Source organism: bacterium (assembly GCA_037128595.1).
GTDB lineage: Bacteria > Verrucomicrobiota > Kiritimatiellia > CAIKKV01 > CAITUY01 > JAABPW01.
Genome location: JBAXWB010000016.1, coordinates 29151 through 44048, shown reverse-complemented (window position 1 = coordinate 44048; position 14898 = coordinate 29151). Strand labels below are relative to the sequence as shown.

General features: G+C 58.3%; 16 protein-coding genes. 3 read left to right on the top strand and 13 right to left on the bottom strand.

The genetic code is table 11. The annotated features are described in order from the left end of the window. The first annotated feature begins 2 nt into the window (after positions 1–2). Positions 3–464, top strand: a complete 462-nt coding sequence (locus WCS52_11140; protein MEI6167739.1) for a glycine zipper domain-containing protein — start codon at positions 3–5, stop codon at positions 462–464. Between the two features lie 84 nt (positions 465–548). Here the strand turns inward: WCS52_11140 and WCS52_11135 are convergent, their stop codons facing one another. The 10 genes from WCS52_11135 to WCS52_11090 form a co-directional block, all read right to left on the bottom strand. Continuing rightward, positions 549–959: a hypothetical protein gene (locus WCS52_11135; protein MEI6167738.1), complete on the bottom strand. Its 411-nt coding sequence runs from the start codon at positions 957–959 to the stop codon at positions 549–551. After that, a complete protein-coding gene (locus WCS52_11130; protein MEI6167737.1) occupies positions 956–1324 on the bottom strand; it encodes a hypothetical protein in 369 nt (122 codons plus the stop codon). The genes WCS52_11135 and WCS52_11130 overlap by 4 nt, the downstream gene beginning before the upstream one ends. After that, the gene (locus tag WCS52_11125) at positions 1321–1908 is read right to left on the bottom strand and encodes a sigma-70 family RNA polymerase sigma factor (protein MEI6167736.1); all 588 of its coding nucleotides are present in this window, start codon (positions 1906–1908) and stop codon (positions 1321–1323) included. The genes WCS52_11130 and WCS52_11125 overlap by 4 nt, the downstream gene beginning before the upstream one ends. Positions 1909–1946: 38 nt before the next feature. Then, complete coding sequence (locus tag WCS52_11120; protein MEI6167735.1) at positions 1947–2483, bottom strand: ferritin family protein; 537 nt, start codon at positions 2481–2483, stop codon at positions 1947–1949. Between the two features lie 103 nt (positions 2484–2586). Further along, positions 2587–3186, bottom strand: coding sequence for a Holliday junction branch migration protein RuvA (gene ruvA, locus WCS52_11115; protein ID MEI6167734.1), 600 nt, complete (start codon positions 3184–3186; stop codon positions 2587–2589). 26 nt (positions 3187–3212) lie between these two features. After that, complete coding sequence (ruvC, locus tag WCS52_11110) at positions 3213–3704, bottom strand: crossover junction endodeoxyribonuclease RuvC (protein ID MEI6167733.1); 492 nt, start codon at positions 3702–3704, stop codon at positions 3213–3215. A 5-nt stretch (positions 3705–3709) separates the two neighbouring features. Continuing rightward, positions 3710–4465, bottom strand: coding sequence for a YebC/PmpR family DNA-binding transcriptional regulator (locus tag WCS52_11105; GenBank protein MEI6167732.1), 756 nt, complete (start codon positions 4463–4465; stop codon positions 3710–3712). A 37-nt stretch (positions 4466–4502) separates the two neighbouring features. Next, entirely contained in the window at positions 4503–5411 is a 909-nt protein-coding gene (locus tag WCS52_11100; GenBank protein MEI6167731.1) for a radical SAM protein, read from the bottom strand. A gap of 9 nt (positions 5412–5420) precedes the next feature. Next, positions 5421–7457 (bottom strand): elongation factor G, encoded by a 2037-nt coding sequence (fusA, locus tag WCS52_11095; protein ID MEI6167730.1) that lies wholly within the window; start codon positions 7455–7457, stop codon positions 5421–5423. Between the two features lie 608 nt (positions 7458–8065). Then, a complete protein-coding gene (locus tag WCS52_11090) occupies positions 8066–9274 on the bottom strand; it encodes a hypothetical protein (GenBank protein ID MEI6167729.1) in 1209 nt (402 codons plus the stop codon). Positions 9275–9368: 94 nt separating this feature from the next. Here WCS52_11090 and WCS52_11085 point away from each other — a divergent pair, with 94 nt between their 5' ends. Together WCS52_11085 and WCS52_11080 are read left to right on the top strand one after the other, a co-directional pair. Further along, positions 9369–10295 carry an AraC family transcriptional regulator gene (locus WCS52_11085; GenBank protein MEI6167728.1) on the top strand — a complete coding sequence of 309 codons (927 nt, stop codon included), beginning with the start codon at positions 9369–9371 and terminating at the stop codon, positions 10293–10295. After that, entirely contained in the window at positions 10289–12004 is a 1716-nt protein-coding gene (locus WCS52_11080) for a B12-binding domain-containing radical SAM protein (protein ID MEI6167727.1), read from the top strand. The genes WCS52_11085 and WCS52_11080 overlap by 7 nt, the downstream gene beginning before the upstream one ends. Positions 12005–12117: 113 nt before the next feature. Here the strand turns inward: WCS52_11080 and WCS52_11075 are convergent, their stop codons facing one another. From WCS52_11075 to rsmH, 3 genes are all read right to left on the bottom strand, one after another. After that, positions 12118–13386, bottom strand: coding sequence for a HipA domain-containing protein (locus tag WCS52_11075; protein MEI6167726.1), 1269 nt, complete (start codon positions 13384–13386; stop codon positions 12118–12120). After that, the gene (locus WCS52_11070) at positions 13383–13709 is read right to left on the bottom strand and encodes a helix-turn-helix transcriptional regulator (GenBank protein MEI6167725.1); all 327 of its coding nucleotides are present in this window, start codon (positions 13707–13709) and stop codon (positions 13383–13385) included. The genes WCS52_11075 and WCS52_11070 overlap by 4 nt, the downstream gene beginning before the upstream one ends. Before the next feature lie 106 nt (positions 13710–13815). Further along, positions 13816–14889 (bottom strand): 16S rRNA (cytosine(1402)-N(4))-methyltransferase RsmH, encoded by a 1074-nt coding sequence (gene rsmH / locus WCS52_11065; GenBank protein MEI6167724.1) that lies wholly within the window; start codon positions 14887–14889, stop codon positions 13816–13818. Positions 14890–14898 lie beyond the last annotated feature (9 nt).

The following is a 14898-nucleotide window of genomic DNA, read 5'->3' as shown; positions in this document are numbered from 1 at the left end:
ATATGAAAAAAACAATGATTCTCAAAACGGCAGGCGTGGCAGTGGCTGGACTCATGATGATGGGGTGCTCCACCCCGCAATATCAGGAAAATCCGTCCACGTTCAATCAGGCCGCCATTGGGGCCGCTTTAGGGGCCATTGCGGGCGGTATCATCGGTAATAACAGCCACGGCGCATTCGGAAACGGCGAAGGAGCTGTTGCCGGAGCGGCGATTGGCGGACTTCTCGGAGGCGCCATGGGGCACCAGACCGACAAATCGAATACTCAAATGGGCCATATGAATGCCCAAGTGAATGCCGCAAACGAAGCGGCCAATACCACGATCGTCAACGTGAAGAACTCCAACGGGTCCTATACCCCTGTGACCCTACGTCGGGTGGGCAATCAATATGCCGGTCCGCGGGGTGAATATTACCCGTCAATGCCGACGGAAGATCAGCTGAAAATCGCGTACGGATTCTAAGTCAGGCTCCATATGCACCGGCGCCGACAGAGCGGCGGCCTCCATTTAATAATGGAGGGTTTTGCTCTGTCAAAACCTCTGCGTCTATTTCGCCAGCAGCACGATAATCAACTTCCCCTGCGCGGATGAAATCCCCCCGATGATTAAAGGGGTTCCATCCCGCAGTTCCACCGTGGTCTGCATGATTTTCTTTCCACCCCGTTCCAGCACCACGCTCAGGTTGTCCTGCCCCCCGGAACAGCGGGCAACAATCCCTGAATTCAATGAAGCCACACCGTTGGCCGGTAGCGCCATGGAGCGGCTTGCCAGCAATTGAAAGGATTTATAAGGGAGATTGTTCTGCAGCAGGTTCGCCACGTCCCCCAGGCCGACCCCCATCCCCTGCCCGGCATGACTGGCTTCCACCAACCGGACGGTTAGCAGTGAGCCGGCCAGCCCATTCCCTGCGGTCCACATGAGGGCCAGAAATAGAAATATTTTCAGATTAAAGGTCATGTGCTCCCTTCACCGGCCTCCAAGTCCGTCACCCAAACCACCGTCCCGGGATTATCCTCATCCGTCATGATAATCACCCCGCTATGCGGGGCCAGGACTTGCATGGACTTGACCTGGGTGACCAACGCGGAGGAGGCCGGCCAGAAATAAAGGCCAACCGCGAGGAACAGCGCCACCGTAGCGGCGATATACCGCCAACTCAGAACCGGGAACCCAAGAGGCGCGCCTTCCGCCGGGGAGTCCTGACGCATCAGGGTGGCACGCGCCTTGAAATCCTGCTGAAACGATGCCGTATCATTCTGCGGAGGCGGGGTCCTCCGGCTTCTCAAGCCGGTCTGTATTTGCGCCCATGAACGCTTGTTCATATCCATCCTCCTGCTGTCTTTATTCCCAGAGCCGCCAAGGCCTTAAGGAGTTTGCGCCGCCCATTAAAGAGCCGGGACATCACGGTCCCGATCGACACTCCCGTTGCCGCGGCAATCTCGGCGTAACTCAGGCCATCCGAAAATCTCAATAACAACACCGCGCGATGTTCGGCCGACACGGTCTCCAGAGCAGAATTGATAGCCGCCTGAAGCTCAGCGCCCGCCATCAGTTCGGAGGGTTCACGTTGACGGGGATCCGCAAACTGAAGCCCCTTCTCCCCCTCATCGTCCTCCGCTTCCAGCGGCTGAACCACATGACGTCGCTTCCGCAACCAATCCACCGAGCAGTTATGCGCAATCCGGCACAACCACGTCCGGACCGACGACCGACCCGTGAAGCCTGGAACCGATTTCCAGGCCCGCAGATAGGTTTCCATCACCATGTCTTCCGCCTCATCCGGCCCTACCAGCCGCCACGCCACCGCATGAATGGTCGGGCGCGACTCCTCGAACAATGCCAGGAAAGCATCCACATCGCCCTTCCTGGCACGTTCAAGAAGCTCGGCTGATACAATCGCCTCCATAGTTTAGACGGATGAAACGCAGTTTATATTCAGATCATTCAATAATTGGTTGCCGCAATCTCGAAAAAGGCCTGGGGATGCTGGCACACCGGGCACTTGGCCAAGGCGCTGGTCCCCTCGTAGACAAAACCGCATTCGCGGCAACGCCACTTGACCTTGACGTCCTTCTTGAAGACTTTACCCTCTTCCAGATTCTTCAACAGGGCCTGATAACGCTCCTCATGCTCCTTCTCAATTTTGGCAATTCCCTCGAAAAGGCGGGCAATCTCATCAAACCCTTCCGCCCGGGCTTCCTTGGCCATGCGGGGGTACATTTCGGTCCATTCCTCATGCTCCCCACCTGCTGCGGCCTTCAAATTCGCCAGTGTATCCCCAATGCCGCTCAATGCCTTGAAATGCAGCTTGGCATGGGTTTTCTCCTGTTCGGCGGTCTCCAGGAACAACGCGGCAATCTGCTCATAACCTTCCTTCTTCGCCGTCGAGGCAAAATAGGAGTACTTGTTGCGGGCCTGCGATTCGCCGGCAAAGGCGTCCTGCAAATTCTTTTCCGTCTTCGATCCTTTGAGTTCTGCCATACTGATTCTCCCTTTGGAGGGTTTTGCTCTGTCAAAACCACTATTTTTTTTATACCGGCGCCGACAGAGCGGCGCCCTCCAGTGAAATCAATTCCGGGACGGCCTACCCCGCCAGGGACTTGCGAACGATGTCTTCGACCGTGGCGGCGGTCATGTTGGGCTGTTTAATGACACCCAATACGAGCTCCTGGGCTTCGGCCCGCTTGTAGCCAAGGGAAATCAACGCCAGCACCGCGTCGCGCAGCTTTACATCCGATTCCGTGTTGAGACCGCCGGTCGCGGAAGCGGCCAGGATCTCGCCAGCGCCGAATTTGTCACGCAACTCAATCACCATCCGTTCAGCGGTTTTTTTACCGATTCCGGAGATGGAACTCAGCCGCTTCACATCGCCATCCTTGATCGCCACCTTGATTTCCCGGACCGTCATGCCGCTCAGCGCGGACAGGGCGATCTTGGGCCCAATCCCGGATACGCCCAGCAACAACGTGAAGACCCGGCGTTCATCCGCCGTCATGAAACCGAACAACCGGTGTTCGTCCTCGCGGATGTGGTCGTGCGTCAATAACCGCACCGTCGCCCCCAACACAGGGAGCCGGTCATAACTGCTCAGGGAGATGACCACCTCATACCCCACCCCGCCGACATTCAGGACCACATGGGTCGGCTCCTTCTCCTCAATGATCCCCTCAAGAAATGTAATCATACGTCCCTCGCGTTTATCATCAGGTTCTAGATGGGCTTCGGGGCCAATTCCGCAATCGGGTTGCGGCTGTTGAAATGGCACAGGGCGATCGCCAGGGCATCCCCGGCGTCCTCCTGCGGCTCCTCTTTCAACCCGAGCACCACCATGGCCATTTTGCGAACCTGCAGCTTGTCGGCGGAACCAATCCCGGTGACGGACTGCTTCACCCGGCGCGGTGCATATTCGTAGACCGGAATTCCGGACGTCGCGCAGACCGCAATCACCACACCCCGCGCCTCACCCAGCACCATGGCCGTGCGGGCATTTTTGGCAAAGAAAATATCCTCGATCGCGGCCAGTTCAGGCTTGGTCCGCGCAATGATCTCGCGGATCCCGCCATCAATCCGCCGGAGACACTCCGATAAAGAAAGACGGTCGGAGTTGTGGATCCGACCGTACTCAACCGCCATCATTTTGCCGGCAAGGGACTCCACCACGCCCACGCCTGTTGAGCGTAACGAGGTATCTATCCCGAGCACGCGCATTATTCCGCCGAGATCAGCGCCAGAACGCTGTCATCCAGATCCATGTTGGTATACACGTCCTGAACGTCATCGTTATCTTCGAGCGTGTCCACAAACTTCATCACCGCTTTAGCGACCGTCTTGTCGCTGACCGCCGTGTACGTTTCGGGAACCAGCCGGATCGCTGAATCATCGGTCTTGATGCCGGCCTTCTCGAGGGCATCAAACACTCCCTGAAACGCGTTGGGATCGGTGAGGATCTCGTACTGTTCGCCATCCAGGCTCATGTCATCCGCACCGGCATTCAGGACGATATCCATCAATTTGTCTTCTTCGATGGACTTCGCATCCACAAAGATCTGGCCGCGCCGCTTGAAGCCACGGGAGACGGATCCCGGCGCCGCGAGGCTCGAGCCGTTCTTGGAGAAGATGTGGCGAAGTTCCGCCGCCGCACGATTCTTGTTGTCGGTCAGGACCTTGACCACCACGCCGACGCCGCCTGCGGCAAAGCCTTCGTAGGTGATATCTTCCATGACCTCGGAGGCCAGCTCGCCGGTGCCCTTCTTGATGGCACGGTCAATGTTTTCATTGGGCATACTGGATGCCTTGCAACGGATAATCAAGTTGCGCAGGGCCGTATTGGTGTCGGGACTCCCGCCACCCGCCTTGGCCACAACCATCAATTCCTTGGCCATCTTGCTGAAAATCTTACCACGCTTGGCATCCGCCGCGCCCTTCTTATGCTGAATTGTCTTCCACTTACTATGACCGCTCATCTCATTCCTCTCTTTCCTGATACTGGTTTGAACCCGGTTAAACCGGACTCATCTTGAATCCCACCAAACTGTCCTGCGCCGGGGTTTCATACTCCTGAATCCAGCCTTCACAAAACCCCAACCGCTCCATTGCCTCAACCACCAAACCATACTCATCCTGCGTCGGACGTCGATTCCAGGGCGCCTCATTCAGCGCCTTGTATGCCGGCGTATACTGGGCCATCACGCTCACGGGGATCCCAGTCCCCACCGCTTCAGCCAGCCATTCCAGATTGGCCACCGCCTCTTCGGCCCGGCCCGGCAACACCAGCATCCGGCAAATCGTACCCCGCTCCGCCACCCCCGCCCCGTCACATTTCAACGGGCCGGTCTGGCGCCACATTTCCAGCAAGGCCGCCCGCGATGCCCCGACATACCCCGCGCCATCCGAACCGGCTTTCGCCGATGCCTCCTGCGCATATCTCAGGTCCGACAGGTACACATTGACCCAGCCGTCCATCGCTTTAAGCTGTTCAACCCTCTCAAAACCGCTTGTGTTATACACGATTGGCCGCGAGAGTCCATCCGCAACCACACGGCTCCATGCTTCATGGATCCAGGGCAGCCAGGGGGTCGGGCTCACCAGATTCCAATTATGACACCCCTCCAGCGCCAGCGACTTCAGTATTTCCGCCAATTTTTCAACCGAAACCGCACGCCCCTGCCCCTCCTGGCTCCAGGGATAATTCTGACAATACACACACTTCAACGTACACCGGCTGAAGAAGACCGTCCCGGATCCCTTGGGTCCGGAGACCGGCGGCTCCTCGCCGTGATGCAGCCCGTACCGGTACACCTCAACGGTTCCGCCCGCCTGGCAATATCCCCGCTGCCCGTCCGCCCGGTTGACCCCGCACTGCCGGGGACACAACTCACAACGCGCCATGGATGCAGCAAACGGATTCACCAGCGGAGATTACTCCTGCTCCTCTTCTTTGTTTTTGGCCGCCGCCGCAATAATCTTCTGGGCCACTGTGGACGGGACCACATCGTAACGGGCAAAGGCCATCTCAAAGGAACCCCGCCCTCCCGTCATACTGCGTAGCTCGGCACAATAATTGAATAATTCCGCCTGCGGGATATCCGCAGTGATGATCTGAAGTCCCTCACCCGCCTCCATGCCGACGATGCGACCCCGCCGGTGACTCATGTCCCCGTTGATATCGCCCATGAAGTGATCGGGAATCGTAATCTTGACCGACATGATCGGCTCCAGCAGCACGGGCCGGGCTTTGCTCATCGCCTCACGGAACGCCCGGCCGGCGGCAATCTTGAAGGCTACTTCGGACGAATCGACATCATGGTAGGACCCATCATAGACGGTGGATTGGACCCCCACCACCGGACACCCCGCCAGGGAGCCCTTTGCCATTCCATCCAGAACGCCCTTATGCACGGCCGGCACAAAATTATGAGGGATCGCGCCCCCCACCAGCGCATCCACAAAGAGATGCTCGTCCCCCTCGGGCAGCGGGGCGACCTTCAGGTAGACCTCGCCATATTGGCCCCGGCCGCCGGACTGCTTCTTATGTTTGTAGTGCCCGTCCCCTTGGCCGGTTACCGTCTCTTTATAGGCCACCTTGGGCGTGCTCAGGACCACATCCACATTGTTGCGCTTCTTCATGCGCTCCACGGCGACCGCCAGATGGGTATCACCCATGCCCGCCAGAATGGTCTCATGGGTATCCGCATGCCGCTCCACATGAATCGTCGGATCATCTTCAGCCAACTTGTGAAGGGCGGTCCCGATCTTGTCCTCATCCCCCTGGGTTTTGGCCGTCACGGCCACCCACATCACCGGATTGGGGAAGGTGAACGGCGCAAACGTGGCCTTCGCCGGGGCCTGACACAGGGCATCACCCAGGGCGGTAACCTTTAATTTTGAGATCGCCACAATGTCACCGGCCTCCGCTTCTGTAATGGGGGTCTGCTTTTTGCCATTCAGCGACACGAACTGAACAATCCGTTCCTTCTGGTCCTTGGTGACATTCACGACATCCATGTCGGGCTTGAGCTTTCCCCCGCAGACATAGACGAAGCTCATGTGACCGATGAAGGGATCATTCACGGTACGCCAGACGTAGCCGACAAACGGCGCGGTGGGCGCCGTATCAATGGGCTTGCCCTCGGCATCCTTAACGGGACGATCAGCCGGTGACGGGAAGAAACGGGCGATGCCATCCAGCAGTTCACCCACCCCAACATTCTTCAGCGCCATGCAGGCGAATACCGGAACCAGCTTGCGATCAAACACCGCATGACGCAGGCCATCGGCAATTTCGCGGGCGGACAAGGGCTGACCGGCCAGATATTTCTCGATCAGGGTATCATCCGTTTCGGCGGCCATTTCGACCAACGCGCCCTTGGCTTCCTTCAGGGCCACCTCGACCGAAGCGGGCACCTCGGTGGCCGCCAATACATCCACCACCCCGCTGTTATCCGGCAAGGGCATGAGCACGGGGATACAGCGGTCGCCCCAGGTGGCCTTGATATCGGCCATGACTTTTTCAAACGGGGAATTTTCCCGATCCAGCCCCGTCACCACAATCGCGCGGGGGATATCGAGCGCGGAGGCCTGTTTCCAGGCCTTCATCGTACCGAGCTGAATGCCGGCATGGGCATCGACGGTAATCAGGGCGGCGCCGGCCATCCGGCTGGCCTGGATGACCTGTCCGAAGTAATCGGCATAGCCGGGAGTGTCACAGAACACGATGTCCATGTTGTGGCCATCGGAGCTTTTATAGGTGCCGCAAAAGGACTTGGAGTAGATCGTGGTCTTGCGGGCCTTTTCCTCATCCGTATAGTCGCCCAGGCTGGACCCCTGATCCACGGAACCCAACCGGTCATTGGCCCCCATCTTGAATAACAAGGCGTCCGCAAGTGTTGTTTTTCCGCTCGCCGTATGGCCCATCAAGACGAAATTCCGAACGTCGCTCACTGCAATGTTCTTCATGCTCGTATTATCCCTTCGGCTGTTTGCTGAATGCTTCCACCATCGCACATAACCAGTTCTCATTATCTATCACAACCGACACAATTTACACAACTTCAAGATTTGATCCCCAGTAATGGGGCCCAAGCCTCCGCAGTCTTCCGTTAACAGGAGGGCGCCGCCCGGCCCTCTCCCCTCCCCGGGTGGCGGCCGACGTCCCTGTCGGCCGATTCATCGCAGAGCTGGGGAAAGCGGCTCTGCCACTCTGAGCGGCCCTCACCCCATTCTCCTGGGGGTAGCAGCCGGTGGTTTTGACGAACCAAAACCCTCCATCAGAATTTCGCCAAATCAATTGCTAAAACAATAAAACAGGTTTTAGCACCACTACACCACGGCGATTCCGAGGATCGCCCAGGTCTGCCAGCGTTTAGGCGAACCCGCTGAGTCCATCGCCGAAATCGCTTTTGCCAGCGGCTACGAGACCCTGTCACACTTCAACCGCCAGTTCCGCCGGATCATGAAGATGACTCCGCGGCAATACCGGCACCAGATGTCAGGCCTCCTCGTCCGGCAGGAGATTTAGCCTGAATATCCTGGGGCCCGGCCGCGGGCCCCACTCATTTCCCCGTTCAGTACCGGCCATACCGCTGAATGGTCGCCATCAGGAGTCGCATGCCGGTCAACCGGCTTCCATTATTGACCGAGCCTGCGGTTCCAAATCTCAGTCCCCGCTTGGCTTTGGCCTGTGCGAAATCACGCAGGAATTCAGCCACCATATTGGCTTCCTCATTCCGGCTGAACGTAAAGGGCCCTAATTGTCCGTCAATCACGACATTTGGACAGTGCTCACGGATCTCACTTACCGTCAGCGTGGGCCCGAAATTGACCCCGGTCATGTTCAGTTCTGAAAGCTGGGGCAGCAGGTGGTCCATTTTCGAATCGCTGTGCTGGTAGCGACTATCACCGGGATTCGGTGCATAGCGCCCCATCACCGCCCGGTGGACCGGCATGGCAAATTCCCCATACATCTCGGCATTGAACATACAGCAATTATCATCCGCCCACCCCCAGCCATGCGGTGCGGTGACCTCATCATACCCGGCTTCCTCATCAATAATCCGGGCCCGCCCCAGAATCGCACGGCCAATCAGATCACTGAACCGACGTACCAGTGCGGGATCGTCATAATAAAGGTAGAGTAGGTTTTCGATTCCGAAGATCGAACAGGCGAAGGTGCATGGTCCCCGCTGCCAGCGATAGATCGGCAGCTTGACCCCCAGTCCATTCAAGCGCTGTTTCTCCGCAGCCCAGTTCGCCGGAAGCAGGAATTCACGCAACCCTTCCAGCCGTTTCTCCACGCGATCCAGCAGGGCGGAAAGTTCCTCCGGCGTGTGGGCGGCTTCATGCAACCACCAGGACCCCGTCGGCCCGCCTTCCCATACATTCCGCCCCTCGAAGATTTCCCAAAGTTCTTTGACCTCCGGCCACTGCCGGGCAGGATCAACCGGGGTCTCGTCCAACAACCGCTTGCCGACCATCTTTTCTGACAGATCATTATAGCGCCGCTTCAAATCAAGCGCCCAGGCTTCATCCGCATACAGGAACCGCCACCAGTCCTGCGGCACGCCCAATTCATCAAACACACATTCCCAGTTACAGATCGCGCCTAACGGCACCTGGGGGATGTCCGCGCCAAAGGGATTGCGGTTGGCCACCTCCTGATCCATCCAGAATCGTTCAAGATCAACAGGGGCCAAACATCCATTGGCTTTTGTTTCAGCTAATAAATCATCCACCTGTTTCTTTTGTTCTGCAGAAGCCAGCTCGTATGCGCTCATGTGTATTCTCCTGAATGTTTTTCGAATACCGGAACGCTAACATGTCAATAAACGTTTCATTGCATGGATTGTTGTGTCGTTATATGATTTTGACATGTCATTATTTGATTCATCGTATCTGGACGCCCGGTTTACCCCGACCTCGGAAAGTCATCCGGCACCCGCCTGCATGGATCATCCCGCCGCTGGCCGGTTCCACTTAAGCAACGTCATTTTATTTGAAAAACATCAGGGCCCCTCACGCGCGCGGGAACACCAGCACCGCGTTTACCATCTGCTCATTTTCTGTGAGGGCAAAAATGAGTTCCGGGTCAATGGCCGGAACATCCGTTCCGTCCGCGGAACCTGCGTGCTTTCCGAACCCAAGGACACCCACCATTTCCTGCCCCTCAAACCCGGAACGACCGTCTACCACGCGGTGACGCTCACCTATGACCCCATGCGGATCCCCCCGCCCTGGGCCGAGTTACTCACCTATTATACCGGCCGCCCACTGGAATCGATTCCACCCGTGTTCACCATTCCTGAAACCGCCATGCTCAAACTCCCGCCTATATTGGCGGAACTTCGCGGAGCCATCTCGAGCCATGAACCGGCGTCCATCCAACGGATCCACTTCGGCGTTCTCCAGATGTTTGCCTTTATGGCAGAAGCCATCAGCGAGCAACAGCAGCCGCATCCTGCCCGGCCTCAGGCGCCCGAGATCAACGCCCATGAATTTCTGGATACCCACTATGCCGGCAGGCTCTCCCTCGACGAAGTCGCTCAACGTAGCGGAATTTCCGCCGAGCACCTCAGCCGCGCCTTCAAGCGGCGGTACGGAATCACCCCCAGCCGCTACCGGGACGCCTTACGCATGGATGCCGCCAACAACTTGCTCCGTCACAGCGATTTATTGATCAAGGAGATTGCCTATCGGCTCGGCTACCCGGATCCCTTTACGTTTTCCAAGGCCTTCCACCGGCATTACCACTGCTCCCCCGGCTCCACCCGCCTTGCCATTCCCAAGGGCCAATGCTAAAACCCTCCCCCATGGCCTTACGCAGGAAAATCTTATTTCTCCAGCTCCCCCAATTGGATAACGATATTCATGGGGATACGGAAAATGTCCCGTTGGCCGCCGCTTATCTTCAATACGCGGCCGAACAGGCGGGGGAAGCGGCCCATTATCAATTTGCCCAGCTGCCGGCCTCCGCCGGTGCCCATGACAATGCGGCCCTGCTGAAACAGATTCTCCATCTGAAACCCGACCTCATCGCCTGCACGCTGTATCTGTGGAACATCGAGCGGACCCTGCGGGTGATGCAGGAGATCAGGAAGCGGCGGCCCCATACCCGCATTCTGCTGGGCGGTCCCGAAGCGGCCTATTCCCATCCCTTCCTGTTCGACCAGCCCATTGCCGATGCCATTGCCGTGGGCGAAGGCGAGGTGGTCTTCCCCGCCCTGCTCCGCTCCTTCAGAACCCGCGAGCGGGTCAGCTTCTCCTCGGTCGCACTCAAGTCACCCCAGGGCTACCGCTGGGGTAAAACCGCGCCCCCCCCCGTCGAACTGTCGCAACAGATCCCCCCGCCCGGCTATGCGGCCTGCCGGCCTGATGCCAAAGGCATGGCCTATCTGGAAACCTCACGCGGCTGTCCCATGCGCTGCACCTACTGCCGCTACCCGCATCTGCGCCACTCCATGTCATTCCTCAGCCCCGCAGACATCATGGCGCGCATTGACGCCCTGCAACAAATGGGCGCCCGTGAAATCCGCTTCGTGGATCCGACCTTCAATGCCCATCCCCGCTTCCGGGAGATCCTGACCCAACTGGCGGCCTATAATCGCACCGGGGCCCTCGCCTTCTTTGCCGAACTCAATGCCGGACGCCTGACCGACCAGGAGGCCGACCTCATGGAGGCCGCCCGCTTTGTGGATATTGAAGTCGGGGTCCAAAGCCGGGATGCCGCCGTACTCAAGGCGATCCGCCGCCCCACCTCCCTGACACGTCTGGATGCCGGGATCACCCGCCTGACCCGGCGCCGGATCAAGGTCACCGTGGACATCATGTATGGGCTTCCCCTGCAGCAGGTCGAGGAGGTTCAGCAATCCGTGAAGTGGGCCTTGAAGTTACCCGGCGCCAATATTCAATGCCTGCAAACCCTGTTGTTACCCGGCACCGAATTGCGCGATCGGCAGCAGGAGTGGGCGATCGAGGCACAGCCCCTGCCCCCGTATGCCGTGACCCGGACCTCCACCATGGATCGCCCGGCGTTTCAAACCATTGAAGCCCTGATCGCGCAGCACCCCAAACTCCGCTCAGACGTGCCGACCCCGCAATTTGTGGGTAGGAAACTCGACCTGTTCCCCGAGCTAATCCCCGTGACGGTCCCGGGGAAAAGCCCGCTCACCGGCACCCGGAACCGCCGGGCCTATATTTTCCAAGGGGCGAATCTATTCGCGCAACGGGATTCCCTGTCGGACTTTATCCAAAAGGCCATCCGGGCGCTTCCGGACAACCTTTTCCAGTTTGTCCTGGCCCCGCAATCCGAGGAACCGCTGGATTTACTGGATAATCTGATTGCCGTTATCCGCCTGGCCCCCACCCACCTGACGGACCGCTATGCTTCGGTCGCCCTGAACCACAAAATCGCCTCCCGGCGGCTGATGATCCAGCTCCCGAAAGGCCGGGCGATCTCACGCTCATGGGCGGATGAAGCTGAAGCCATCTTGTCGTCCGCCTTTTTCTAAATTCAATAGCAGGCCCAGCTCATGGTCCATCCGCGGAACGGCGCACGGCATTTCAATGGAGGGCGCCGCTCCGTCGGCGCCGTGCTCAAGCCTGATAACAGAGCTTGAGCAAATTACGCGCATTGGAAAGACAAAGACATTTTCTCCTGTTCAGCTTTGGAGATTTTTTGACGACCGGCCACTTGCCGCCACTGCTTGACCGCGAGGCGAACCCCATCCATTATGGCTTTCGCCCGGGCAGCCTTCAGGTGGAACGATTCCGCAACCTCTAACGCCAGATCGAGATCAAGCCGGTTGTCATTTTCGGTAATATTGAGCGTCAACCCCTCTCCTTGCGGGTTTGGATTCATGTCATAAGCCGGCGAGAGCATCCAACCGTTTCTGGACGCGAGCAAAAACCCATGGTTCCGCAAGTGATCATCGGTATTGCTCACGCAAATGTTGAAAACGATCCGCCGCCAAAGTTCGGCAAGGTCGGCTTCAGGAGCCGCCCCGTTCCGCATGACAAACTCGGCTAGTTCCAGGTAACTTACCCCCGTCACGGCGTTTGCCCCATCCGTGTATCCCAGCAATGTCATGGCTGAGGCAAAGTGAATTCGCTGGCCTGACCGCGTGCGATCGAAACGGCGGGACAGAAATGTGTGATACCGGCTTGAAAATTTAAGAACAGCCGTCTCCGGCACCCGAAGTCCCGCCTTTCGGGCAAGTTCATGGAGAACGAGTTCCCAAGCCCCGGTATCCTCCTCATCGTACCGGCTCGGAAATTTCGCAATCCAGAGACGGCCCTGGTCATCTATCACACCCGCTTTAGGTCGGGCGCCGCCTAGTGATGACCCCGGAGCAATCAGTTGATTCAACCACTTCAACGTTTCTTCATTATCCTGCAAATCGCTCTCCTCGAACCGCAGGCTGGCATTTTCCAAATCCCGGAGTGAAGCCCATGGGGGGGTCGCCATCCGCTCATCACTGTTCAGGTAACACGCCTGCACGCCTTCCCGGAAGCGCAGGGCCCCCATTCGCTGTCCGTCATAGACCCCCAGAAGGTAATCAAGTTCCGTCAATCGTTTTTCGGCACGATGCTCGCGCCGCGCATAGCACGCCTCCCGGCGACGCATCAGCAGGCGCCCCCACCGGTCCGGAGATGAGTCGAGGAAAATACCGAAGTTCTGCCTGGCATCCCGGAGATACTGCTTCCCCTCGAACAATTGGAGTTCCGGATCAAGTTGTTGTGCCAACCCGCCCGACAGCCAACTCCCGTCATATTCGAACGAAAACACTTCTTTGCCGCGAACCCGATCCATGGAAAGACGCCCCATCAGCTGCGGAGTGCTCAATTCAGCCCAATCGGCATAAACGCAAACCTGTCGGGGCAACTCACTCACACGGCCTCCACCTTTGGGAGCTTCGCCGCGCGTTTGCGAACGACGAGTTTGGCATCCTGAAGTTTGCGTCCGAGCACATCGTCCTGGGCAACCAATAACAGGTCCTGCTCAAGCCCGAGTGTAAAGAGGATGAGGAAATACGCTCCGAGGGCAACGTGGGCGTTCCCCTTCTCCACCTGCCAGAGCGTGGAGCGGCTTATTCCCGCCCGCTCCGCCACTACGGACGCACTCAACTGACGGCGTAACCGTGCGAGTTTGATATGTTCCCCGAGCAGAGGCAAAACCTTGCGAGATGACATCGGCAAGCTCAATGTGGTCTTCATAATGTCGTTAATAATAGACATATAGGCTTATAATGTCAAATATAAGCATGATAGATTAATTTCGAATTGCCCCTTATCACCAGTCTAAACCATTTGGAACGCGCGACTACCTCCGCGCCCATCTCAATTTTGCGGAGATTGAGCGAGGATTGGCGAAGCTTTCGGTCGCGCCGGCACGGATCGGCTCGGAGGCGATGGCGACGTAGAGGCCGTCACGCAGTCCGGCCTCGAAGGCTTTCTTCACCCGCCGGTCTTCGCCTGAATGGAAGGTCAGGATGGCCACTCGGCCCCCGGGATTGAGGCATTGGGGCAGCACACGCAGGAACTGGTCGAGCGCGACCAGCTCCTCATTCACGGCGATACGGAGGGCCTGAAACACGCGGCGGATGGACTTCACCCGGTCCACTTCGACCGTTGCCGGCGGGAGGGCCTGGCGGATGGCCCTGCCCAGGGATAGGGTGGTGTCGAAACGGCCTCCTGCCAGGGCGGCGGCCAGGGCTCCGGCATGCGGTTCGTCGGCGTTATCCGCCAGCAACCGGGCCAGCAGTTTGGGGGTGATCCCCTGAATCAGTTCTGCGGCCGACTGGCCACGGCGCGGGTTCATCCGCATATCGAGTGGACCTTGAAGTTTCACCGAAAACCCACGTGCCGGATCGTCGATCTGCATCGAGGAGACACCCAGGTCGGCGAGAATCAGGTCGACGCCGGGAAGTCCCTCGGCCGTGAGGAGCTTCGAGAGACCGGCAAAGTTGCTGCGGCGGGCCTGAAATGCATCAGCGCCAAACCCGAGGGCTTGCAACCGCGCCTCGGTTTTCGGCAGCTCGATCGGATCGACATCCAGTCCGATAAGCCGTCCGCCGGGCAGAATCAGGGGCAGGATCTCACGGGAATGGCCCCCATAGCCAAGCGTGGCATCCACGGCGGTCTCGCCGGGTTTCGGGTTCAAGGCCTGCAGGATTTCCGTGACCATGATAGGCCGATGGGTGCCCGCAGGGGTTTTACCGGCCGCCAGAATTTTGCTGATCGTCCCGGGGTGATCCGCCGCCTCCAGCTCCTTGTATTTATCCTCAAACCGACGCGGATTTTTCCCATGGTAGCGCGTCCGGCGGCGATGCGGCTGAGAAACCGCGTCATTGTCTGGTGAAGGGACCGGCATGAAGTTGTCAGATGGCTCACTCATTTCGATGGT

What these genes read in the sequence shown, in the direction of transcription:
- WCS52_11140 (MEI6167739.1), top strand. Translation starts at nt 3, where the DNA reads ATGAAAAAAACAATGATTCTCAAAACGGCAGGCGTGGCAGTGGCTGGA.
- WCS52_11135 (MEI6167738.1), bottom strand. Translation starts at nt 959, where the DNA reads ATGACCTTTAATCTGAAAATATTTCTATTTCTGGCCCTCATGTGGACC.
- WCS52_11130 (MEI6167737.1), bottom strand. Translation starts at nt 1,324, where the DNA reads ATGAACAAGCGTTCATGGGCGCAAATACAGACCGGCTTGAGAAGCCGG.
- WCS52_11125 (MEI6167736.1), bottom strand. Translation starts at nt 1,908, where the DNA reads ATGGAGGCGATTGTATCAGCCGAGCTTCTTGAACGTGCCAGGAAGGGC.
- WCS52_11120 (MEI6167735.1), bottom strand. Translation starts at nt 2,483, where the DNA reads ATGGCAGAACTCAAAGGATCGAAGACGGAAAAGAATTTGCAGGACGCC.
- ruvA (MEI6167734.1), bottom strand. Translation starts at nt 3,186, where the DNA reads ATGATTACATTTCTTGAGGGGATCATTGAGGAGAAGGAGCCGACCCAT.
- WCS52_11105 (MEI6167732.1), bottom strand. Translation starts at nt 4,465, where the DNA reads ATGAGCGGTCATAGTAAGTGGAAGACAATTCAGCATAAGAAGGGCGCG.
- fusA (MEI6167730.1), bottom strand. Translation starts at nt 7,457, where the DNA reads ATGAAGAACATTGCAGTGAGCGACGTTCGGAATTTCGTCTTGATGGGC.
- WCS52_11090 (MEI6167729.1), bottom strand. Translation starts at nt 9,274, where the DNA reads ATGAGCGCATACGAGCTGGCTTCTGCAGAACAAAAGAAACAGGTGGAT.
- WCS52_11085 (MEI6167728.1), top strand. Translation starts at nt 9,369, where the DNA reads ATGTCATTATTTGATTCATCGTATCTGGACGCCCGGTTTACCCCGACC.
- WCS52_11080 (MEI6167727.1), top strand. Translation starts at nt 10,289, where the DNA reads ATGCTAAAACCCTCCCCCATGGCCTTACGCAGGAAAATCTTATTTCTC.
- WCS52_11070 (MEI6167725.1), bottom strand. Translation starts at nt 13,709, where the DNA reads ATGAAGACCACATTGAGCTTGCCGATGTCATCTCGCAAGGTTTTGCCT.
- rsmH (MEI6167724.1), bottom strand. Translation starts at nt 14,889, where the DNA reads ATGAGTGAGCCATCTGACAACTTCATGCCGGTCCCTTCACCAGACAAT.